The following is an 18,865-nucleotide window of genomic DNA, read 5'->3' as shown; positions in this document are numbered from 1 at the left end:
GCCCGGGCAGAAAACCCAGGAGTAGCTTTGCCCCGTTCCCATTACGCGCTGGCCCTGGCAGCCAGCGCCCTCCTCGTCTTGCAGCCGCTGGGACCTGCTGCAGCCGACGAAACATTGACCGTTCCCAACCCGGCGTCCACCAGTGATACCGGGGCGTGGGCTTCGAGTTCCGTGGCTATTCCCGAAGGGCAAAGCCCGCGTTCGGTGCAGGGGCTGATCGAAACCACAGCCAGCAGTGGAGAAATCCAGCTGCGCGCCGGCCAGAAGATTCTCAAGACCTTCCCGGCGCAGCAGGCAGGAGAGTTCGCTATCGACCTGGATGAGCCGGCGCGCACGTTGCTGGCGGACGCGGAAAACGGCGGCCGCCTGAGTGTGGGCGCAAGATGGGTCCCGGAGGACTCTGCCGGGCGTTGCCTGGCCGCGCAACCCGAAGAGGTCAGCTTATCCGGCCTGCGCATCAAGGTCGAGGGCGAGGCGGCCGCCCCGCAGTCGATCGCTGAATTCTTCGACATGTCCCCGAAACGAGTTGCCATCCAGGCCACCGACCAATCCGCAGCAGCCGCAATGACCGCCGTCCCGGCGATCGCCACGGCATTCAGCGACGCCGATGTGTCTTGGGAGGCCAAGAACCCTGATCTGACGGTTCGCTTCGACGCATCTGGCGGGAAGCTGAAGCTGAAGCTAGACCGGGCGGGCACGACCCTGACCGTGTCCGGGGATGCACAGGAATTTGCGGGGTTGGACTCGGTGCTGCGCACGGAGGCCATCAGCCTTGCCACCGGCACAGAGGCCACCGCCAAAGCCACGCCGGATGAGCCGGTGCGGTGGGCGCCACCCGAGGAATTGAGCCTGAAGGATCTGGGGCTTGAGAATCCCCGGTTGGAAGGCTACGGGCAGTCCTCGCTGTATGCCGGGGTTGACGAAGCCGTCTTCGGCGCTAGCGTGCAAAGCGTGCTGATCCACCTCGCGGGAACGCACAGCGCGCTTCCGAGCAGTGCCGAGGCTGCATTGAACGTGTATTGGAACGACAGCCTGGTGGGTTCCTATGTGCTGGATGCGCAGGACACCTCCATCAACACCGATATAGCTGTGCCCGAAAGCCTGGTGAAGGGGCGCAATGGCCTGCGGATCCAGCTGGATGCCGCGGCCGTCGGAGCCGAATGCCGCACCGCCGGATCACTGCCGGTCCAGGTGCATCTTGATGGCGCGGCCAGCTCGATCACCCCGGCCTATGGAACCAGCGCGACCCAAGGCTTCGAGATGCTTCCCCAGGCCGCTTCGGGCCAGATCGGCTTGGCACTTGGCCAGTCCGCGGAACCATCCGATGCCTACCTGCTGGCCACGGGGCTCTTGGCCTCCCTGCAGCAGGCCAGTGGTGTTCCGCTGCAGGTCACGCTGTTGCCGGAAGAGGAGGTGGCGTCCTCTCCGCTCAGCGCTATTGTTGTCGGGGCCTCGGCGGCCACCATCAATGAGCTGGGTGCGCCACTGCGCCTGGAGGAAATGCGCACCATCGATGCGGGGATGCTCTCCGCTGGGGTCGGCACCGAGGCGCCGTACGCGGCACTGCAGGCATTTACCAGCAACTCGCGCACCATCCTGGCCGCCGGGGGCTGGGGCCCGGGTGATGCCACCGGCGCGGCCGAGTCGTCGCGGGCCGGTGGCGGCTCGCTCTACGCCGACCTGGCCCACCAGGTGCTCGCTTCCGAAGGCGGATGGTCCGCGCTTTCGCGCAATCTGCTCATTGCCCAGCCGGATGCCGAACCGGTACTGCTGGAGAGCAATTCCGTCGTGCCCCAGTCATCGCGCACCGATGACTACCGGGTTTTTGGGTGGTGGGCCGTCGGCGGCCTGGCCGTGCTGGTAGCACTCGGTGCCGCTGGCGCTCTGGTATACCGGCGCACCAACCGCAAGGCACGGGCGCAGGCAGAAGCCGAGGCGAAGGCCGCCGCCCCATCTGCTGCCCGCGATGAGCTCTAGTTCCGCCGCGGCTGCCGCACCGGTGGCGCCAGTTCGGCCCGCATTGCGCGGCTGGCGGCGCGGCTGGCGGCGCGCCTGGCAGCTGCTGGATGCTCCGCCGGAAGACCGCAAGGTTCCCGGCACGCTGCTGATTGCCGGATTCGCGCTGGCAGTGTCCCTTGGGGCCAGCGTATATACCGTCAGCACCGGGTGGGCGCTGGCCTATTCGGATGCGCAAAGCCATCTGACCATCGCCCGGCGCATCGTTGATTCCATGGCTCCGGGCTTTGCCCAGCTGGGCACTGTATGGCTCCCGGTGCCGCACCTGCTGCTGGTGCCGCTGGTCCAGTTCGATCCGCTGTTCCATTCGGGGTGGGCCGCCGCGCTGCTGGGCAGCTTCTCGCTGGCCGGCACCGCAGCAGGGCTCTACCGCATTGTGGCCAGGCTCGGTATCGGGCGTGCCGGGCGGCTGAGCATGGTTCTGATGCTCGTGGCGAACCCCAGCGTGCTGTATCTGTACACCACCGCACTCACTGAACCTGTGCTCCTGCTGTTTCTCGTCGCGGCGCTCTCCGGTCTCACCCGATGGGCGCTGGGCACGCGGCGCATGAGCGCAGGGGAGCTGGCCATCTTCGCTGGCCTGCCGACGGCCGCGGCCATACTCTCTCGCTACGAGGGCTGGATGCTGGCGCTGACCGGAACCATTTTCGTGATCCTGGTGACCATCAGGCGCACCCGCTCGGTGCGCCAGGTCATGATCATGGGCGCCGGATTCGCCTGGATCCCGGCACTGTCGGTGCTCTGGTGGCTGGCCTACAACTGGGGCATTTACGGCGATCCGCTGGAGTTCATGTTCGGCCAGTATTCGGCCAGCGCGCAGCAGTCCTCCATTAGTGGCAGCGGTCTGCTGCCCACCAAGGGAAACCTCGGATTGACCCTGGTGACCTTCCATGCCTCGGTGTTGGGAACCGCGGGGACTCTGCTGCTGGTCATGGCGGGCGCTGGATTGCTCGTGGCCGCCTACCGCTGGCGCTTATCCACGGCCGGATTGGTATTCTGGCTTACCGCCAGCGCCTACGTCTTCGCGGTACTAAGCATGTACATGGGCCAGACCGCCATTAACAACGCCCACTCCTTGCCGAGCACCTGGTGGAATAACCGCTTTGCGATGACCGCCATGCCGCTGTACTTGGTGGCCGCCGCGCTGGCCGTGGACCAGGTATTCGCGCGCTTCCCGGCGCGCCCTGCAAGGGGGGTGCTGGTCGGGATGCTGCTGGTCGCGACCGTGCTGCAGGCCAACTGGTGGGCCAATGGGCCGATAGCTCGTGCTCCCGTGCTGGCCGAGGCGCAGATGAGCCGCGACTCGACCCGCTACTCCACCGCGGCCGCGCGCTGGCTCTCCGAGCACTACGATGGCGGCTCGGTGCTTATCGATGAGAGCGCGCGCGGCAATTCGGTCATTCCACTGCTGGGGATCGACATTTCGCAGATCTACCTGAGGGCCTCGGGGGATTTGTTCGACCAGGCCCTGGCCAATCCGGCAGCGCACGCACGCTGGGTACTGCTCAATGTCGAGGAAGAAGGATCCGCCATCAACTCGGGCCCGGTGGATCTTGTGGACCAGGCGTTGACCAGGTTGCCGTCAGTCCGGGCGCAGTACCACATCGTCTACAGCTCACCCACGCATGCCGTGTTGCAAAGGAACGACTGATGAATACTTCCTCCATTCCCCTGGGGCAGCTGCTGATCGAGCATGGTCTGGTGGATCAAGCGGCGATCGACCGCGCCTTGGCGGACCAGCGCCGCGAAGGCGGCCAGCTGGGCCGCCACCTGCTTCTCAACGGCTCGGTCGACCGCCGCGCGATGTACCGGGTGCTTGCCGCGCAATGGCAGACCGAATTGGTGGATCTGGTGGCAGATCCGCCGCAACTGGATCTGCTTGTGCAACTCGACCACACCTGGGCACTGTCCTCCGCATGGATACCCTACCGTCGCGAGGGTGAGAGCACGGTCATCGTCACCTGCGAGCGTCCGACCGAGCTGATGGTGGCCGAAGCCGAAGAACTCCTGGGCACACCTGTGCGGGTTGTGGCGGCCACCGACTGGGACATGCAGCAGGCGCTGCAGTCCGCGTTCCGCCGTGAAATGCTCTATGACGCCTCCGATAAGCTCTCCGCCGAGGAGCCCTCAGCGTCGGCGCGCGTGGCGCTGACGACCTGGCAGAAAGTGCTGCCGGCGCTGCTGGCCGCGGCGCTGGCCGCCGGATTGCTACTTGATGTGCGGCTTACGCTGATCGTCGTGCTGTTCATCGCGAATATCAGTTTTGCCTCCAGCGTCCTGTTCAAGACGCTGGCCAGCGTCAACGCCCCGATCCAACGGGCCCGCGAACGCCTGGGCGCGCGGATGCTACAGCGGTGGCGGAAGGATTTGGGGGTCGCCGTCGATAGCGGTGGACGCATCCCGGATGATGAATTGCCGGTCTACACCATCTTAATCCCGGCCTTCCACGAGGCCAATATCATCGCGAAGCTGCTGGATAATATCGGGGCGCTGGACTACCCCCGCTCCAAACTCGAAGTCCTGCTGCTGCTGGAGGAAGATGACGCGGAAACGATCGCGGCCGCCAAGGCCGCAGCCCCGCCAATGAACGTGCGGATCCTGGTGGTGCCCCGAGGCGTGCCGCAGACCAAACCCCGCGCCTGCAATTACGGGTTGGCGCTGTCCAGGGGCGAGTTCTGCGTGATCTACGATGCCGAGGACCGCCCCGAACCGGACCAGCTGCGACTGGCCATTGCTGCTTTCCGCGAGGATGAAAGAATTCGGCGCGACGTGGATCCCACTGCCCGACCCCTGGTGTGCGTCCAGGCGGCCTTGAACTACTTCAATGCCGAGCACAACGTGCTCACCAGGATGTTTGCTGTGGAATACTCGCACTGGTTCGACTCCATGCTGCCCGGCATGGAGGGCACCGGCATCCCGCTGCCGTTGGGCGGCACGTCGAATCATTTCCGCTCTGCGCAATTGCGTGAGCTCGGCGGCTGGGATCCGTGGAATGTCACCGAGGACGCGGATCTGGGGCTGCGCGCCAGCGTGCGGGGATTTAGGGTGGGGATCATCGACTCGACGACTTGGGAGGAAGCCTGCTCCAAGGTCCCAGCATGGATCAAGCAGCGCACCCGGTGGATCAAGGGCTACATGATCACGGCTGCCGTCAATATGCGTCGTCCCCTGCGATTCGTTCAGCGTACCGGGCTCGGGGGAGTAGTGGGCATGATCGGCCTGATTGCCGGGACTCCGCTGGCATTCTTGTCCTATCCGCTGGTTCTCGGGTTCACGATCTTCACCTATGTCGGTGTCCGGTTCATAGGGCTGCAACTTCCCACAGGTTTGCTGGGGCTGGGCTGGGCGACCATGCTCTTTGGAAATGCCATGATGATTCTGGTTTCGGGGCTGGTGTCCTGGCGCCGCTACGGGGCCAGAGTGGCCGTTTTCGCGGTGCTGAACCCCGCCTATTGGGTCTTGCACTCCATCGCTGCCTGGCGTGCTGCGTACCAAATGGCACACACTCCGCATGTCTGGGAGAAAACCCCGCATGGGCTCGACGAGGAGGAAGGCTTTGCCCCGCCAAAGGCGAAGGCCCAGCGTTCCTCGACACCCGGAGAACCTTGAGCCCTGCTCTGCCATGGCATGCATTGATGGCGCGGTTACTTCGCCTGATCGCTATTGATTGACCGTTGCCTGCGGTTTGCGATGGTGCTGAGCACATGGGTCACGACCAAGCCAGCGGCGATGGCCACGACCCATCGAAGAAGCATCGGGATATCGGTAAGAATATCCAGCGCCACATTGGCGGCAAACGCGACAATGACGCTGGGGATGACAATCATGTAGGTGCGCATGAGGTCGACTCTTCACGAGGACTATTGAAAAATCAATGAACTAGTCATCATTTGCCCTGGTTAGTCTGAAATCATCTGCCTCGGTCCCGCAATTACGTGGTAGCGGCATCGAAGATCCCCCGGCAAAGCGGACATTACCCAGGATGCCAGTGGTGCAAGGAACGTTCGGCGCGGTCGCCGGTACTGCGCGGAAGCCTTGTGTGCTCAGCGTGGAATGCTGCTAATTCGTTAGCCTGCCGCCGCCATGTGCTGGAGGGCCTGTGGTTGTTGCGTGTGGCCACTGCCGCTTCGTGCTTGGCACGGAAACCCGGTTCATAATGTTCGCGTCGTCGCAGGTGGTAATGGATGGTGGCAGGACCGCGGTGGCAAAGTTCGGCGATTTCCCGCACGGTGATCCCGGCGAGCAGCAGCTGGTCCCATTCGGGGTGCCTTGAAATGTTCCAGCTGGTCATGGCCTTAAGATACCGCACGCGACGAGCACTGGGAGCGACTTCTTGGCAACTGGTGATGTTGTATTTTCCAGGATTCTGCATGCCCGTCCGGCGCGATAGTCTCCTTTGAGGAGTGCTGGTCTCAGAGGGTGCCGGTGCCAGCGACCAAGATGTGGGTAATTTAGCGATGATCGAGAATGTCGCCGAAGGGCGGAATCATAGCTGGGCTTATACATCGGGAAGCAACACCAACTGCCGGGGATTGACGCAGTCTGACGTAGGTAGCGCAGTGGTGGCAGGCGGTTTAGCTCTCGGACGTGCGGGACCAGTACGCCATGAGCTGCTCCTGGCCTTGCTGCTCGCTGAGCTTCGAGATTTCCTGATCAGATAGATGTAGCTGATCTTTTAATGCACTGATCATCCAGGCAGGCAGGGAGGATGTGCGGTCGGGCTCTGCTGTTGCCTCAACCGATTCGTAGAGCCGGCCCATTTGAACGATGACGTCTTTCAAAGGCCGAATTTTCGGGTTGTTGCCCAAGCGCGCAACCCGAGAGTTGAGCTCATCATAGACTTCGCCATCCGAACGGGCACCTACGGCCCAGATTTCGGAGACATCAAGAATGGGCACCCCGGAGGCGTCCTCGGTGATGCGCCAAACGATGCGCCAATCCCGGTCACCGACAACTAGTTTGCGAAAACCAACCAGAGCGCCAAGCAGGGGTTCGCCGGCTTCTGGCGACTTTTCCAGAAGCAGCATTTTCTTGAACACCGCACGGACGATCTGGGGGTCTTTCTTGTGAAGACGATGCAGGTCGGACACTGCGTCCTCAGTCAGGCGAACAATGCACACCCGGCCTTCAGATGGATTCACGAATCCTCTGACTTAGCTTCTTCGGCATTTTCAGCCTCAAGCTCTGCACGGTCTAAGTTGAAGAATTCCATGGCTTGATCAAGGGTTGTGCGTACGCCGCTATCGGTGGCGAAGCGCGCCATGACCAATGCGGCATCGCGAAGTGTTTCCCGGTCCTGGCGCAGCTGAGCGATCTCCTTGGCTGACACCACTTCGGCCACGACCTTGCCGTGGCGCGACAACGCCGTATCTTGGCCTTCTTCAGCTGCTGCCACCAATGCCGAAAGGCCGGAGCGCGAGGCTTCGGTGATGCTCAGAGTAGTCATACAAAAACTATATAGATTTCTGCCTAGAATTCCAATCACACCTGAGTTTCCAGGCCAGCCCGTTGCACTTCCCGCATTTCTGCTCCCCTGAGTTATCAGCCGATAACCTATCTTATGTAAAGTATAAAAGACTTTATTTGCTTTCACCGCACATAATGACCTTTGGGGTAACGCCTCGCATCGATCCCCAACCCTCCCTTGGCCTGAGGTTTATCAGTAATCGCCTCCATTGGTCTGGCGCAGTCGCTTGACCAAGACGCCGCAAAAACTTCAGTGAAAATGTCTGCGTTGACGTGCTATTTCCGCGCCAGCTATTGCGAGTTTTGCAAATTATGTGCAAGAATCGCAATCCAGTTCGAGCGCTGAGGACGGTCGATGGGCAACAACGAAAATGTTCTATTTGCAGGGCTCGGCGAGAAAGATCAGACCCGGACGCTTTCCTCAGCACAGTCTTGGACGCCTGAGCCCAACAGCAAAGAGCAAAAAGACTTCGCTCCAGCCACGATTCGGACCCGGCGAAACGTCGTGATGAACTTGGTTGACTTCGCCGGCAGCTATTCATGGGAATGGACTCTCGGGGACGCTGATGACTCCTTCTCACATGCCAGGGCTGTCCAAAACCTCTCCCACGGCACCGTACGAACCTATCAAGGGCATAACTGATACTTGACGCATTGCAGGGCCTCGAGCTCTGCGCGGGTGACCGAGCTGCAACGATTTTTCTGCTCGTTTTCGAGCAGCCTTTATCCAGGATCACCGCGCTGCAGGTAGACCAGTTCGAGTACTCGGATGACGGACGTCTGAGTGTTACTTTCAAGGCATCGCCAGTCGAGATCCCTCCCCCATTCGACGAGATAATCAAAGATTTTCTGGCTAGCAGGATGAACAAGAACACCGTAGCGAATCAAAATTCCTCATGGTGCTATACGGGATACGCTCTGTTTAGGGTGGAATTCGCGGTTCAGCAGTATCTCTGTTCAGCAGTTATCAATTCAGCATCTGACGGTTGTTATGCTGTTCAGCAGGAAATGGTTTCACACCAGATCGCTGTTCTCGTTGAGGATTTAAGTTTGATTAATTTCGAATGGTGCTCTGAGGGTATTATCGCCTGAGCTGCATGGAGGTTAAAACCTAAGATGACACGCATTGCGAAAGATGCACAGGAATTTAACGGTGCTCAGATATTCACCGATTCGGCCGAACAGGCTATTTCTTACCTTAAAAAGCATACTCCGCTGACAGATTGGTCAGTTTCTCGCGTAATCGATGGAGAGCAGATCCACTTGCACGTGCAGCCGGATCAGTTGCTCAAAACTGGTCAACGTGTTGAGTGGGAGGAATCTTTATGCAGTCGAATGGCCAACGGCGCTGCTCATATTGTGGAAAATACGCAACAAGATCCTGACTATTCGTGTATGCGATTTTCAGCCGAGGTGGGGGCCTATGCCGGGTACACCATCAATGATGACCGGGATGAGATGTTTGGTGTCCTGTGCGGGGTGCGCACCGATCCGCTCACTGAAGGAGAGAAAATAGATGAAGAACTCGTCGCCCTCATCAGTTCACTTCTATCTGCCCAATTGAAGTTAGCAAGAGTAGCTGATAGAGAACGGCGAAATTGTGAGCTATCCGATGCCCTAGCGCAAACAGATGCTTTGACTGGTCTGTTGAACCGACGTGGCTGGGACAAGATCACCAGCGATGCGCAAGAACGTCTCGATGCTTTTGGCGATTCCGTCTCGGTTGCTGTGATAGACCTCAATGGGCTTAAGCAGGTCAATGACAGCCAAGGTCATGCAGCTGGAGATTTATTGTTGCGGCGCGCTGGTGAGATCCTGAGAGGCAAAAGCAGTGAGTCCTGCCGCGTCGCTCGATATGGGGGTGATGAGTTCATGATTTTGGCCAACGGAGTAGCTCCATCCCAGACAGAGGCTTATTTCTCAGTATTCAGAGATTCCTTGGAAGAGGCAGGGATTCCTGCAGCCATGGGATTCTATTCAGCTCAGCCAGGTAGTACCAACATTGATCAGTGTATTGCCGCGGCTGATGCTTTAATGTATCAGCAGAAATATCAGCGTCGCGTTCGTGCCAGGAAAAACAGCTAACAGACTGTCCTTGCAACGGCCTTTAGAGAACTATATCCATCTAAATGCGCTCTTGCCAGGAAGATCTCTAGATCCAAAACTGTGTTCACTAATATCATTACTGACATGCTATTTTGCTGATCTTATCTACCTCTGCAACCGTTTCTTTGGACGGAATTCGTTCGCCGATAACCGACGTTATGTAAAGTACTAAAGACAAGGTGCATTTCCTGCACTTTGTCGAAAAATGGAGAACCTCGTTATCTTTTTGACAGCCCCTACAAGAGGAACATAGGGACTCTCAGCCACCAGCCTCGGCATGGTGTCTAGCCCCTGTCCAACCAATGATCCGGGGGCCCTGTCTGTCAGGCTTGAGTGAGACCACCCTTTCATAGCAACACCACCTCACCCCAGACAGGGCGAGAACAAGGAAACCCTCGCAGATCATGAGCATCACCACCCTGCGCCAAACCCGCCATGACCAGACGGACGAGCCAATGGTGTCCGAGAATGGAGTCATGGATTCCACTGCCTCACGCCCCGAACAGCCACGACGCCGGATCATCAGCCCCGCCCAGAAACTCGTCTACCTCAATGGGTACGAACTAGCTATCGAAACCAACGAGGGCGGTGCCTACCTGCGTAGCAACGGGATCTACTCCTCTCAGATCGCTGAATGGCGCAAACTGCGCGACGCGGGCATCCTTGACAACAGCACCACGGATACTGTTGCCACGACTCGGAGCAAACTGGGCAAGCCCAGTAAAGAACAAGCCGAGATCGCCCGGTTGGAGAAACAGCTAGCAGCCAGCGAGCAGAAGCTAGCCACTACCCAAACCGCCTTGGAAATCATGGGAAAAGCACACGCGCTCTTGGAACAGATCTCGAAGAGCGCGGATTCCGACTAGACTCCCGAGCCTTCATGAGCCAAGTATTCACCGAGCTCACCGCTGCAGGGGTCACCACGAGGCAGGCCAGTGTCCTAGCTGGGGTCAGCCGCGCCTCGATGGCCAGGAAAAAACGAGCAGGACAGCATCCACGAACACCACAGGATGCACCACGCCCAGCCCCGGTCAACAAACTCACCCAGGAGGAAGAAACACGGATCCTTGCCACGTTGAACAGCGACCGGTTCGTAGATCAAACGCCAGAGCAGGTTTACGCGGTCCTGCTGAGCGAGGGAACCTATTTGTGTTCAGTTTCGACCATGTATCGGCTACTTCGCCGGGAGAAGCAAGTCGTTGAACGCCGCCGGTAGGCACGTCATCCAGCCCGGAAAGTCCCCGAACTGGTCGCGTATCAACCTGGTGAAGTGTTCTCCTGGGATATCACGAAGCTTGCTGGCCCATCGAAGGGAACCTATTTTGATGCGTACGTCATGATTGATATTTACTCCCGCTATATCGTGGGCCGCGAAGTCCACGCACGCGAGTCAGGATTGTTGGCGGAAGCGTTCATGAAGAACGTCTTCGCAGTGCATCAAGTCCCGTGCGTGGTGCATGCTGACCGCGGCACCTCAATGACTTCGAAGCCGGTCACGTCGCTGCTATCGGATTTGGATGTGTTGCGGTCTCATTCCAGGCCGAAAGTTAGCAATGACAACCCCTATTCGGAGGCCTGGTTCAAGACCTTGAAATATATGCCGGCGTTCCCCGAGCGGTTCGGTTCGTTGGAGCATGCTCGGGACTTCATGGCTCAGTTCGTTCAGGCATACAACACGGAGCATCATCATTCAGGGCTGGGGTTTCATACTCCGGCAGACGTACATTTCGGGATGACTGGTCACGTGGATGATCAACGCTTAGCAGCGTTGGAAAAAGCCTGGGATGAGCATCCTGAAAGGTTTGGCAAAACCCGGCTGCCGAAGAAGCTGCAGCTGCCTGACGCTGCGTGGATCAACGAACCGGTGAAGCAGGAAGAAGGAGAAGAAATGCTGTCGGCTTAGCACCCATTGGTCTCACTTGACTTGAAAATTTCCGGGCTCCCAACGGCAATATTCCTGGTCCCCGAAGGCAATATCGGGTGGTACCCAGACCTACGAATATTCACCAGGCATCGCAGCGTCTCGGTCCAAACTGCGGGCAAGGTTTCTCACCACTGCAGCCCGCTCCTAAAACAAAAGTGTGGTCCATTCAAAGAATGGACCACACTATCGGGACCTCGTGACGGGACTTGCAAAGCAAGGTCCGGACCGTCAAAAATTATTTCTGGCCGGTGATGTCTTTCGCTGCGTCCTTCGCGTGTTCGCCGGCCTGCTTCGCGCGAGCTTCAGCCTGGTCCTTGACTCCGTCGGCCCGCAACGAAGGATCGTTGGTGGCTTTGCCAGTTGCTTCCTTGGCCTTGCCGGCCATCTCCTGAGCCTTATTCTGAATCTTGTCACCCAAACCCATGATGCACTCCTTTTCATTGAATTACTGGATAGAAAAACTGTAGCGACCGCTAGCACATCTCGTTTCAGGCTTGACGTTGCCTGATAGTCGCCAGGCTCAGGGGACACATTTAACCTCGCTACTACGAATACTCAAGAGTGATTCCAGCCCTTTCGCTCAGGCTTGCTGCTGCGCCAAAATCACCGGGTCCAGCGCCTCCAACACCACTGCCTACACGGTCAGCTCCGCAAAGGCCGACTGGCGGCGACGAATCAGTCTCGGACCAACAGGTGGGGGCGCACCCGAGGACCTGAAGGATCCACGAGCAGCGCCGCTGCCCGAGGGCACTGAGGAAGTCCCCATCGCCGAGCACATACCTAGCATGACCAACGTGGAGATGCGTAACCACAAGTAGGTGATCGAAAACGACATACAGCCGGCCTCATAGTCGTAACGTCCCACAAAAGCCAAGGGCGCAAAAATCGCAGTTCAGGCACATTCCGCGCCCTTGCCGCTTACACCTTCTTGGCTATAGATCCACGGTCGCTGAATCCCCTGGACGGGCCGGTTCTCCGGTGACCTTGCCCTTGACCCAACTGGCGGCCAAGCTCAGTACCCCGCCGGGATTTTCCCAGTATTGCGCGGAGTCGGATTCCATCTGGATGAGCACGATCTCCGGCGATTCGGGCTCCTGGCTGAAGAACGCGGCCACCGCCGAATTCCACAGTTCCTTCTTCTTGGCGACATCCGTGACCAAATTGGCCTTGCCGCTAAGCGACACCCAGCACTTGTCATCCGAGAATGCGGCGTTGACTTCCTGATCTTTGGAGACCTGCTCGGCCACATCCGAGGAAGCGGCGGCGAAGAACCACACGTCCGCATCGCTGCCCACCTCGGTGACGCTCAACGGACGGCTTTCCAGCCCGTCTGGCCCATGCGTCGTAAGCATCGCAACCTTGGTGTCCTTGATGATCTCGACGAGCTTTTCCACGTCGTCGGTGTGTGTTGCTTTATCGTGCGCCACGGCATTCTCCCCTTGAACTCGTCCATCAGGTACCCACACCACGCTACCGGGCCCTGGACACAGCGCAACGGGCTTCCAGCGAAGGCGCAGGTTCTCCTAAGGGTCCGGAACACCTATCGTTCACTGGAACGGCGTCGAAGGTCGTGAGCGAGTCCGAGCATCCGGAACAGGATGCCATGAGCAACGCTCAGAATTACAACCTCATCAAAGAACAGGGAGTGAGCTGAATTTTTCACTCCGTGCCTCACCGCTCGTTCCCTGCATGGGCAATCTACCAGGGCATGCTTGTAATGCCTCGTCTGAAGGGATCGCCCTAAGCTCACGCAAGGCCTTCTTTTCCGCTAAGGCGAAAATAACGCCTTGCTACCCCGCCAACCGGATCCTTGACTCAACGTAGTGTGAGATCTTTTGCCTCCGATGTACTGTACATGGTACTGAGCAGAGTCATTTTCGCTCCCTTTTGCGCTCCCACGGCCGTCAGGAAATCCCCAGCTTCAAGCCTGTTACTTTTACCTGCGCGTATCTTTCTGGAGCAGAAGCAAGTGTCGCCGCCAAAGAGCGAGGCACTCCACAAACGTGTTAAGGAGAACCCGTGGGTATCTTAGGTTGGATTGTTCTGGGACTAATCGCCGGCGCCATCGCCAAGGCCATCAAGCCAGGAGAGCAGGGCGGCGGATGGCTCACTACGTTGTTGCTGGGCGTCGTCGGCGCAATCGTAGGCGGCTGGATCGGCTCAGCACTCTTCAACGTAGGCGTAAACCAGTTCTGGTCCCTGTCCACCTGGCTCCTGGCCATTGGTGGTTCGCTGATCGTACTGGTCGTCTGGGGACTGCTCACGCGCAAGCGTGCCTAATCACAACCGCATAGCAACGGTCCACCACGGAATCGTGGTGGACCGTTGCTATGTCCGTTCGGAGTATGTGTCGCGCGCCTGTGCCGATGTTCATTGACGAGGATCAGATTCGAAGTCCTGATCTCGGGCGGACTCTGTATTGGTACCCGTGCGTGTGTCTTCGCCGCCAGCCTGGTCCTGTTCGGGTTCCTCGCTACTGTGCTCATGTATCGTCTCGCGAAGACCTTCGACTTCCTCGGCCCGCCCGGCCCAATATTCAGGCTCCAACCCGAACCCATTGGTTGCCTCCTCGGCCATCTGATTGAAACCGTCCCGATGGTCTTCCAGAGCGTTATTCAGATCTTCGAACTCGTCATGACTGACACTGACATCAATATGCTTTCGGGGCATTTAAACCATCCTCGATTGTTTGACAGGCTAAATTTTTTGGTTTCCTCCAAAGTACGCGCCTGAGTCATCCGTGACATCGGCCACAAGGTTTTCCTCAGAAACTCAAGAACAGGGCCCTTCGCAAGCCAGACGATCACCCGCTAAAACATCGTTAGGAGTCAAAAACCCCTGGAGGAAACTAGGTAAGGAACGGTCCCTCGGGCGTGATCTGCTAGCTAATTCACCAATCAGCTCACGTACCGCGGGTGAAGCAGATGTTATGCGTCATACGTTTACCGGGAAGGTACGGCACTCTGCGCCATCAGAGGCTTCCTTTCGGTCGATTGGCTTGGCTCATCACCGATCTGAACGCTGCGGATCATGGATTCCAAAAATTTGGCAACTGCAACCCGCTCATCCTCGGACAACGTGCCCACAGCATCCATCATCCGCTCATGCATCCCCTGCAGCGTTCCGCGAACTTCCGTATCACTGTATTCGGTGGGCACAATCCCCACCGACCTCCGATCCGCAGGATGCACAATACGCTCGGCATACCCGTCCCGGCACAAACGGTCGATCAAGACCGACACCGAAGCATTGGAGATCCCCAGTTCCTCAGCAAAATCTCGCTGACGGGGAACCAACCCCTTACGGTGCGCAGCGAGCAGGAAGCGCAGCGCCGACATATCGTTCTCATTCATTCCCATCGAACCGCGGGTCGCAGCTCGCATCTTCCGCTCCGCCTGACGATACCTGCGCATCAGATTCAACAAATCCACCGCTTCAGGCACCGAACGGCCCTCGTCGTACCAATACCCACTGGCTTGATACCTGCTCATGAGAACTCCCTCCACTGGATGCGGACGCGCTGTCCGTGAACCTCTCGAGCTCACATGGCTCTTTTCTCCGAGGTCCAGCTTGCCTAACCAAAAAACAATACTGTAGCCTAGCTAATAGTTAGCCAGTCTAAACATATTGTACTACGAAACAGCTACCAGCACCGGAGTGAAAGATGAAAAAACCCTTAGCAGTTCCCGTAGAAACCACCACATCCCCCGCTGAGACGTGGACCACGCGAACCCATCAGATCGCCGCCTTCGGCTCGCAGCAGTGCCGCAGCAAGAACACCGTGCATTCAGCAATTTGCACCATTAGTGGGCCCCCGGAGCAGCTGGTCATCAACTTGGCGTGTACCTCTAAGGCCGAGGAACACGTCTCCGAGCTGATGCAGTACGTCAATGACACCCTCCTGCCTCAGATGGAGAAGGCGCTCGGTGTCCAGTTTGAGGTGCGGAATTTGCAGTTCGCCGTCACCGGCAAAGAAAACCTTCTCACTACACCAGAGCACGCAGCCGAAGCCGACCTCCCCACCCATTGGCTAGAACACCCCTTCGCCGCGCCATCGCTCACTCCTACCGCTGGCTTGAATCTCGAAACTACCAATTCGGGAAGCGAAGCAGATGCCTCCCCGGCAGATTTGAGCATGGCCTAGAACCTGCAACACCCTCCGTCCGCGACGCGCGGCGGCACCAAGGCGCAGGACCCGACGTGTAGCGCATCTGGCTACACAGTCCTGTTTCGACATCATTATTTTCATGAGCAGTGCAAGAAAGGGAAGTATCTAAAATGCCAGGTCGAATCGTTCGAACCCAGACCGCAGTCAGAGTCGCTGATTTTCTCGCCACCCGTGAAGGCAAAGCTCACCTGTCGAACTACGGCTGGGCTCCGGGAATGCCAATCGTGATGACCCAACCAACCGAATCCCTTAACGATGCCATGGGCATGGCATCGATCCACGGCCGCGCAGTGTTGATAGCCATGCTCGATCCACAAACCGAAGCGCTACTCATGCTGTACATCACTCCCCCGCAGGTCGCCCTGAAAGTCACTAAGGCCTGCGCAGATCGACTCACTATGGGAGAGTTCTTCCAGCGCCTGTCATCCGCGACCATCGCCGAGTTCCGTGTGAAATTCTGGAATCACACCGCCGTCGCGCACAAGATCCCCACATGCACCGCGATGCAGTCCCAGAACACTACGGCAGCCACCCGCTACGCGTTACCAACACGCCGCCACGCCGCCATACCTCTCACCACAGGCTGAAACTGATCAGCCCCTTGTTCCCCCGGTTCTGGCTTATCCCCCCGGCTGGCTAGTAGTCCTAGTGGACAGCTGGTGAGCCAGAATCGGGCCTCTTGTCGAGGCTAGTGGTTGGTCTAGGTCCTCTATCCAGGTTTGCGGATACCAGGACCCTGCACAACTAAGCGCTCAACACATTCAAAAGGTTAACACCTAGTGCACAAAGCGTAATGGCATCACCCATAGATCGGTCATGCCCCTTGCGCAGCGTTCGCAACGGAATTTTTTGCTTGCCAGTTCCCTCTCACCGACGCTGCCCCACACGCGGCGTGAAGAACTGCTCACCATCAGCGCGTAAAATTGTCTGGGACCAAGCGTCCACTTCAGTCAACAGCCGCCTTCCCTCGGAACTTTGGCAGTCGAACATTTCAGGACGGATTCCATGAGCTCAGAGAAAAACTTTATCCCCTACCAAGTTGTGCTCGATATTAACCGCGAAGACGACAGCTACTGCCTCTTTGAAGCCCTTAATCATTACGGTCGATACCTTTCGGCACAGGAGCGCCTCAACCAGCCTGAACTACGCAGCATTCATCGCCTGATCGACATGATTGACACCGCCTGGATGAACACCGCCAACACGACCGCTAGAGGCTGACGACATGAGCCGCAGTCGTGAGATCCCCATGAAGGAATTTCCTAAAGGCTGATCATTCTCTGGACCCCGACTCCTAATTAGCTTTCCATAGACGGCATTGCTTGACCGTAGGGTATCCCTTGGGGAAGATCTCGCGTACCTTCTAAAGCACACTGCGCGATAACACCCGTGGCTTGCCCAAACACCTGGACAATCCCCGAGGACGCATCGCGGTAGGGCTCTAGCTGGAAATACCGCGAGAGCCACAAGAGCGGAGGTCCGCCATGTCCACCCATCAACAACGATCCCACACAGCCGAACACGTCAAACACATCCTTGGCTCCCGCCAAGCCCGCATTCACCTGGCATCCTATGGCTGAAGAGAAGGGATGCCCATCGTCCTGGCCGAACCGGACGAACTACTCGATGACGTCATGGGGCTGGTCTCAGTCCACGGACGATCCTCGGTAGTCGCGATCTACGACGAAGCCGCCGACCATCTGATCCTCTGGTTCGTCTCGGTGCCAAACCCTGCATTGGAAAACGTGCCGACCGAGCCTCAAGGACAGACTATGGGCGAATTCATCGGCCAGGATACACCTGATGGGGCGAGAACGTTTCGCGTTAGATACTGGGCGTACAGTGCAATTACCTTTGAAATCCCCTGCTACGTTCGCAGCGACAGAGAACATCGAACTTCTTACAACATCCGTCCAGGCACATGAGCTAAACCAGAGTCTGAATATTCCCTGGATAATCCAGAACCTATCGACTGACCTGCGGCGTTGCGCGTTAATCTGGTCTTGTTTATAACTGAAAATTAGCCTTTTCGCACTGAAGCATCCCGTAACCACCACGGGATGCTTCAGTGTTTAATTGCGACAAGCAAGAAACACCAATCAACCAGCAAGAGCCGTTACCAAGGCCCCGGAACAGATGAACGCGGCTCCTCAGGCGACGCGGTGTCTAGGCAAGAACTAGTCGGGATCCTACTGTGGAGCATAAATCTTCAACAGTCTTGATATAGGGAAGGACGCCAGCATATGAGCCAGCAGCCCGCATCAGCCAGTGAACCAGCGGGATTCAACCCGCACCTCCTCACCACGACCATTGACCTCCCCACACTCCACACTGACCTTGTCGAAGATCTCGTACAGATCGACGGCTCCCCCGTCATCGACTACACCCACTTCTCCCTGGCATTGAGTCGGTCGCGCAAGTTCGCTCGTTGGGTGGGTTGGAACATCGACGGCACCCACCTGCAATTGCTCTCCCGAACTGGCATCACCTTCACCACAGACCCCCGCATCCCCGCCGAAGTTCAAGTGGGAAACGACCTCTATAAGGACAACCGGCTGGATCGTGGACACCTCGCCCGCCGCGCAGACCTCACCTGGGGACCCGACACCGAAGCACACCAAGCGAATGCATGACCCCGAGGAATATCTGTCCTTGATTCAGGCAAAATTCCCCAGCGTCAAGATCGAACCTAAGGTTTCTCTTGGACTTGGCATCATGGAGTTCAAAAACCCAAAGAAAATGCGCAAGGAACTGGATAAGGAACCTACTCGGTTTGGGGCCTCCTGGTTCGGCGGTCAACCCTTTGAGAATGGACGGGAATGGCCGAGAAGCTCCGACGGGATACCGCTCACGCATATTGCCCAAGTCGACCTCGGATACGAATCCATGAACGTGGGAGATCCTGGGTTCATCCCCACAGGTCTTCCGAACGAAGGTATCATCCAGTTCTTCCACGACACCCAGAACATGGGCGAACCCGAAGACGTGGAAGAATCTCTGAATCCGCCTTGGGCGATTCGGTACTTCGTACCCGAAAACGACGAGGTCGAAACCTTCGCATTCATGGAACCACCTGGTGGTACACCCCTATCGATTCCGTTGATGCCGCTGGACATTGACGGGTTCATGAATCTCAAGGATCAGTTCAGTGTCGATTTCAGATCCGAGGAAGAAGCTGATCTCTA

The 18,865-nt window shown here is 58.0% G+C and carries 21 protein-coding genes and 1 pseudogene; 14 read left to right on the top strand and 8 right to left on the bottom strand.

Translation table 11 applies throughout. The annotated features are described in order from the left end of the window. Window positions 1-27 precede the first annotated feature (27 nt). The 3 genes from ACIQTS_RS16765 to ACIQTS_RS16755 are packed head-to-tail and all read left to right on the top strand — an operon-like array spanning window position 28 to window position 5,625. A complete protein-coding gene (locus ACIQTS_RS16765; RefSeq protein WP_402473952.1) occupies window positions 28-1,977 on the top strand; it encodes a cellulose biosynthesis cyclic di-GMP-binding regulatory protein BcsB in 1,950 nt (649 codons plus the stop codon). Beyond that, window positions 1,967-3,667, top strand: a complete 1,701-nt coding sequence (locus ACIQTS_RS16760; protein ID WP_402473951.1) for a hypothetical protein — start codon at window positions 1,967-1,969, stop codon at window positions 3,665-3,667. Before ACIQTS_RS16765 ends, ACIQTS_RS16760 begins: the two co-directional genes overlap by 11 nt. Further along, window positions 3,667-5,625, top strand: a complete 1,959-nt coding sequence (locus ACIQTS_RS16755) for a glycosyltransferase (protein ID WP_402473950.1) — start codon at window positions 3,667-3,669, stop codon at window positions 5,623-5,625. The genes ACIQTS_RS16760 and ACIQTS_RS16755 overlap by 1 nt, the downstream gene beginning before the upstream one ends. Window positions 5,626-5,660: 35 nt before the next feature. Here the strand turns inward: ACIQTS_RS16755 and ACIQTS_RS16750 are convergent, their stop codons facing one another. The 4 genes from ACIQTS_RS16750 to ACIQTS_RS16735 form a co-directional block, all read right to left on the bottom strand. Continuing rightward, window positions 5,661-5,855: a hypothetical protein gene (locus tag ACIQTS_RS16750; protein WP_402473949.1), complete on the bottom strand. Its 195-nt coding sequence runs from the start codon at window positions 5,853-5,855 to the stop codon at window positions 5,661-5,663. A gap of 134 nt (window positions 5,856-5,989) precedes the next feature. Further along, complete coding sequence (locus ACIQTS_RS16745) at window positions 5,990-6,307, bottom strand: hypothetical protein (RefSeq protein WP_402473948.1); 318 nt, start codon at window positions 6,305-6,307, stop codon at window positions 5,990-5,992. Window positions 6,308-6,590: 283 nt separating this feature from the next. Continuing rightward, window positions 6,591-7,136: a type II toxin-antitoxin system RelE/ParE family toxin gene (locus ACIQTS_RS16740; protein ID WP_402474049.1), complete on the bottom strand. Its 546-nt coding sequence runs from the start codon at window positions 7,134-7,136 to the stop codon at window positions 6,591-6,593. A 17-nt stretch (window positions 7,137-7,153) separates the two neighbouring features. Then, window positions 7,154-7,462: a type II toxin-antitoxin system Phd/YefM family antitoxin gene (locus ACIQTS_RS16735; RefSeq protein ID WP_402473947.1), complete on the bottom strand. Its 309-nt coding sequence runs from the start codon at window positions 7,460-7,462 to the stop codon at window positions 7,154-7,156. Between the two features lie 375 nt (window positions 7,463-7,837). On the opposite strand from ACIQTS_RS16735, the gene ACIQTS_RS16730 reads away from it, so the two are divergent. The 4 genes and pseudogenes from ACIQTS_RS16730 to ACIQTS_RS16715 all read left to right on the top strand — a co-directional run bounded on the left by ACIQTS_RS16730 (window position 7,838) and on the right by ACIQTS_RS16715 (window position 11,491). Next, entirely contained in the window at window positions 7,838-8,125 is a 288-nt protein-coding gene (locus ACIQTS_RS16730) for a hypothetical protein (protein ID WP_402473946.1), read from the top strand. 11 nt (window positions 8,126-8,136) lie between these two features. Further along, entirely contained in the window at window positions 8,137-8,574 is a 438-nt protein-coding gene (locus ACIQTS_RS16725; protein ID WP_402473945.1) for a hypothetical protein, read from the top strand. Between the two features lie 24 nt (window positions 8,575-8,598). Continuing rightward, window positions 8,599-9,567 (top strand): GGDEF domain-containing protein, encoded by a 969-nt coding sequence (locus ACIQTS_RS16720; protein WP_402473944.1) that lies wholly within the window; start codon window positions 8,599-8,601, stop codon window positions 9,565-9,567. A gap of 476 nt (window positions 9,568-10,043) precedes the next feature. Beyond that, window positions 10,044-11,491, top strand: a pseudogene (locus tag ACIQTS_RS16715) (IS3 family transposase). 256 nt (window positions 11,492-11,747) lie between these two features. On the opposite strand, the gene ACIQTS_RS16710 reads toward ACIQTS_RS16715, so the two are convergent. Beyond that, window positions 11,748-11,936, bottom strand: a complete 189-nt coding sequence (locus ACIQTS_RS16710; protein WP_402473943.1) for a CsbD family protein — start codon at window positions 11,934-11,936, stop codon at window positions 11,748-11,750. A gap of 508 nt (window positions 11,937-12,444) precedes the next feature. After that, window positions 12,445-12,939, bottom strand: coding sequence for a pyridoxamine 5'-phosphate oxidase family protein (locus tag ACIQTS_RS16705; RefSeq protein WP_402473942.1), 495 nt, complete (start codon window positions 12,937-12,939; stop codon window positions 12,445-12,447). Between the two features lie 592 nt (window positions 12,940-13,531). Between ACIQTS_RS16705 and ACIQTS_RS16700 the strand changes: the two genes are divergently transcribed. Continuing rightward, a complete protein-coding gene (locus tag ACIQTS_RS16700) occupies window positions 13,532-13,792 on the top strand; it encodes a GlsB/YeaQ/YmgE family stress response membrane protein (protein ID WP_402473941.1) in 261 nt (86 codons plus the stop codon). Window positions 13,793-13,882: 90 nt separating this feature from the next. Here the strand turns inward: ACIQTS_RS16700 and ACIQTS_RS16695 are convergent, their stop codons facing one another. Next, the gene (locus tag ACIQTS_RS16695; RefSeq protein ID WP_402473940.1) at window positions 13,883-14,182 is read right to left on the bottom strand and encodes a hypothetical protein; all 300 of its coding nucleotides are present in this window, start codon (window positions 14,180-14,182) and stop codon (window positions 13,883-13,885) included. 272 nt (window positions 14,183-14,454) lie between these two features. Then, entirely contained in the window at window positions 14,455-15,003 is a 549-nt protein-coding gene (locus tag ACIQTS_RS16690; protein WP_402473939.1) for a MarR family winged helix-turn-helix transcriptional regulator, read from the bottom strand. 173 nt (window positions 15,004-15,176) lie between these two features. Here ACIQTS_RS16690 and ACIQTS_RS16685 point away from each other — a divergent pair, with 173 nt between their 5' ends. The 6 genes from ACIQTS_RS16685 to ACIQTS_RS16660 all read left to right on the top strand — a co-directional run. Continuing rightward, window positions 15,177-15,656 (top strand): hypothetical protein, encoded by a 480-nt coding sequence (locus ACIQTS_RS16685; RefSeq protein WP_402473938.1) that lies wholly within the window; start codon window positions 15,177-15,179, stop codon window positions 15,654-15,656. Window positions 15,657-15,790: 134 nt separating this feature from the next. Then, on the top strand, window positions 15,791-16,267 hold the full coding sequence (locus tag ACIQTS_RS16680; RefSeq protein WP_402473937.1) for a hypothetical protein: 477 nt from the start codon (window positions 15,791-15,793) through the stop codon (window positions 16,265-16,267). 418 nt (window positions 16,268-16,685) lie between these two features. Beyond that, complete coding sequence (locus ACIQTS_RS16675; RefSeq protein WP_402473936.1) at window positions 16,686-16,901, top strand: hypothetical protein; 216 nt, start codon at window positions 16,686-16,688, stop codon at window positions 16,899-16,901. Window positions 16,902-17,269: 368 nt separating this feature from the next. After that, a complete protein-coding gene (locus tag ACIQTS_RS16670; protein WP_402473935.1) occupies window positions 17,270-17,605 on the top strand; it encodes a hypothetical protein in 336 nt (111 codons plus the stop codon). Between the two features lie 318 nt (window positions 17,606-17,923). Further along, a complete protein-coding gene (locus ACIQTS_RS16665) occupies window positions 17,924-18,313 on the top strand; it encodes a DNA/RNA non-specific endonuclease (RefSeq protein ID WP_402473934.1) in 390 nt (129 codons plus the stop codon). Beyond that, on the top strand, window positions 18,306-18,865 hold a 560-nt coding region (locus ACIQTS_RS16660), incomplete at its 3' end, for a DUF1963 domain-containing protein (RefSeq protein WP_402473933.1). The genes ACIQTS_RS16665 and ACIQTS_RS16660, both read left to right, overlap by 8 nt.

The sequence above is a fragment of the Glutamicibacter sp. NPDC090743 genome (genome assembly GCF_044769125.1).
In the GTDB taxonomy this organism is placed as follows: Bacteria; Actinomycetota; Actinomycetes; order Actinomycetales; family Micrococcaceae; genus Glutamicibacter.
Note: the sequence above shows the minus strand (reverse complement) of the source record. Positions and strands in the feature narration are given on the sequence as shown.

What these genes read in the sequence shown, in the direction of transcription:
- ACIQTS_RS16750 (WP_402473949.1), bottom strand. Translation starts at nt 5,855, where the DNA reads ATGCGCACCTACATGATTGTCATCCCCAGCGTCATTGTCGCGTTTGCC.
- ACIQTS_RS16760 (WP_402473951.1), top strand. Translation starts at nt 1,967, where the DNA reads ATGAGCTCTAGTTCCGCCGCGGCTGCCGCACCGGTGGCGCCAGTTCGG.
- ACIQTS_RS16680 (WP_402473937.1), top strand. Translation starts at nt 15,791, where the DNA reads ATGCCAGGTCGAATCGTTCGAACCCAGACCGCAGTCAGAGTCGCTGAT.
- ACIQTS_RS16690 (WP_402473939.1), bottom strand. Translation starts at nt 15,003, where the DNA reads ATGAGCAGGTATCAAGCCAGTGGGTATTGGTACGACGAGGGCCGTTCG.
- ACIQTS_RS16730 (WP_402473946.1), top strand. Translation starts at nt 7,838, where the DNA reads ATGGGCAACAACGAAAATGTTCTATTTGCAGGGCTCGGCGAGAAAGAT.
- ACIQTS_RS16695 (WP_402473940.1), bottom strand. Translation starts at nt 14,182, where the DNA reads ATGCCCCGAAAGCATATTGATGTCAGTGTCAGTCATGACGAGTTCGAA.
- ACIQTS_RS16685 (WP_402473938.1), top strand. Translation starts at nt 15,177, where the DNA reads ATGAAAAAACCCTTAGCAGTTCCCGTAGAAACCACCACATCCCCCGCT.
- ACIQTS_RS16735 (WP_402473947.1), bottom strand. Translation starts at nt 7,462, where the DNA reads ATGACTACTCTGAGCATCACCGAAGCCTCGCGCTCCGGCCTTTCGGCA.
- ACIQTS_RS16720 (WP_402473944.1), top strand. Translation starts at nt 8,599, where the DNA reads ATGACACGCATTGCGAAAGATGCACAGGAATTTAACGGTGCTCAGATA.
- ACIQTS_RS16665 (WP_402473934.1), top strand. Translation starts at nt 17,924, where the DNA reads ATGAGCCAGCAGCCCGCATCAGCCAGTGAACCAGCGGGATTCAACCCG.
- ACIQTS_RS16745 (WP_402473948.1), bottom strand. Translation starts at nt 6,307, where the DNA reads ATGACCAGCTGGAACATTTCAAGGCACCCCGAATGGGACCAGCTGCTG.
- ACIQTS_RS16755 (WP_402473950.1), top strand. Translation starts at nt 3,667, where the DNA reads ATGAATACTTCCTCCATTCCCCTGGGGCAGCTGCTGATCGAGCATGGT.
- ACIQTS_RS16670 (WP_402473935.1), top strand. Translation starts at nt 17,270, where the DNA reads ATGCCCATCGTCCTGGCCGAACCGGACGAACTACTCGATGACGTCATG.
- ACIQTS_RS16675 (WP_402473936.1), top strand. Translation starts at nt 16,686, where the DNA reads ATGAGCTCAGAGAAAAACTTTATCCCCTACCAAGTTGTGCTCGATATT.
- ACIQTS_RS16710 (WP_402473943.1), bottom strand. Translation starts at nt 11,936, where the DNA reads ATGGGTTTGGGTGACAAGATTCAGAATAAGGCTCAGGAGATGGCCGGC.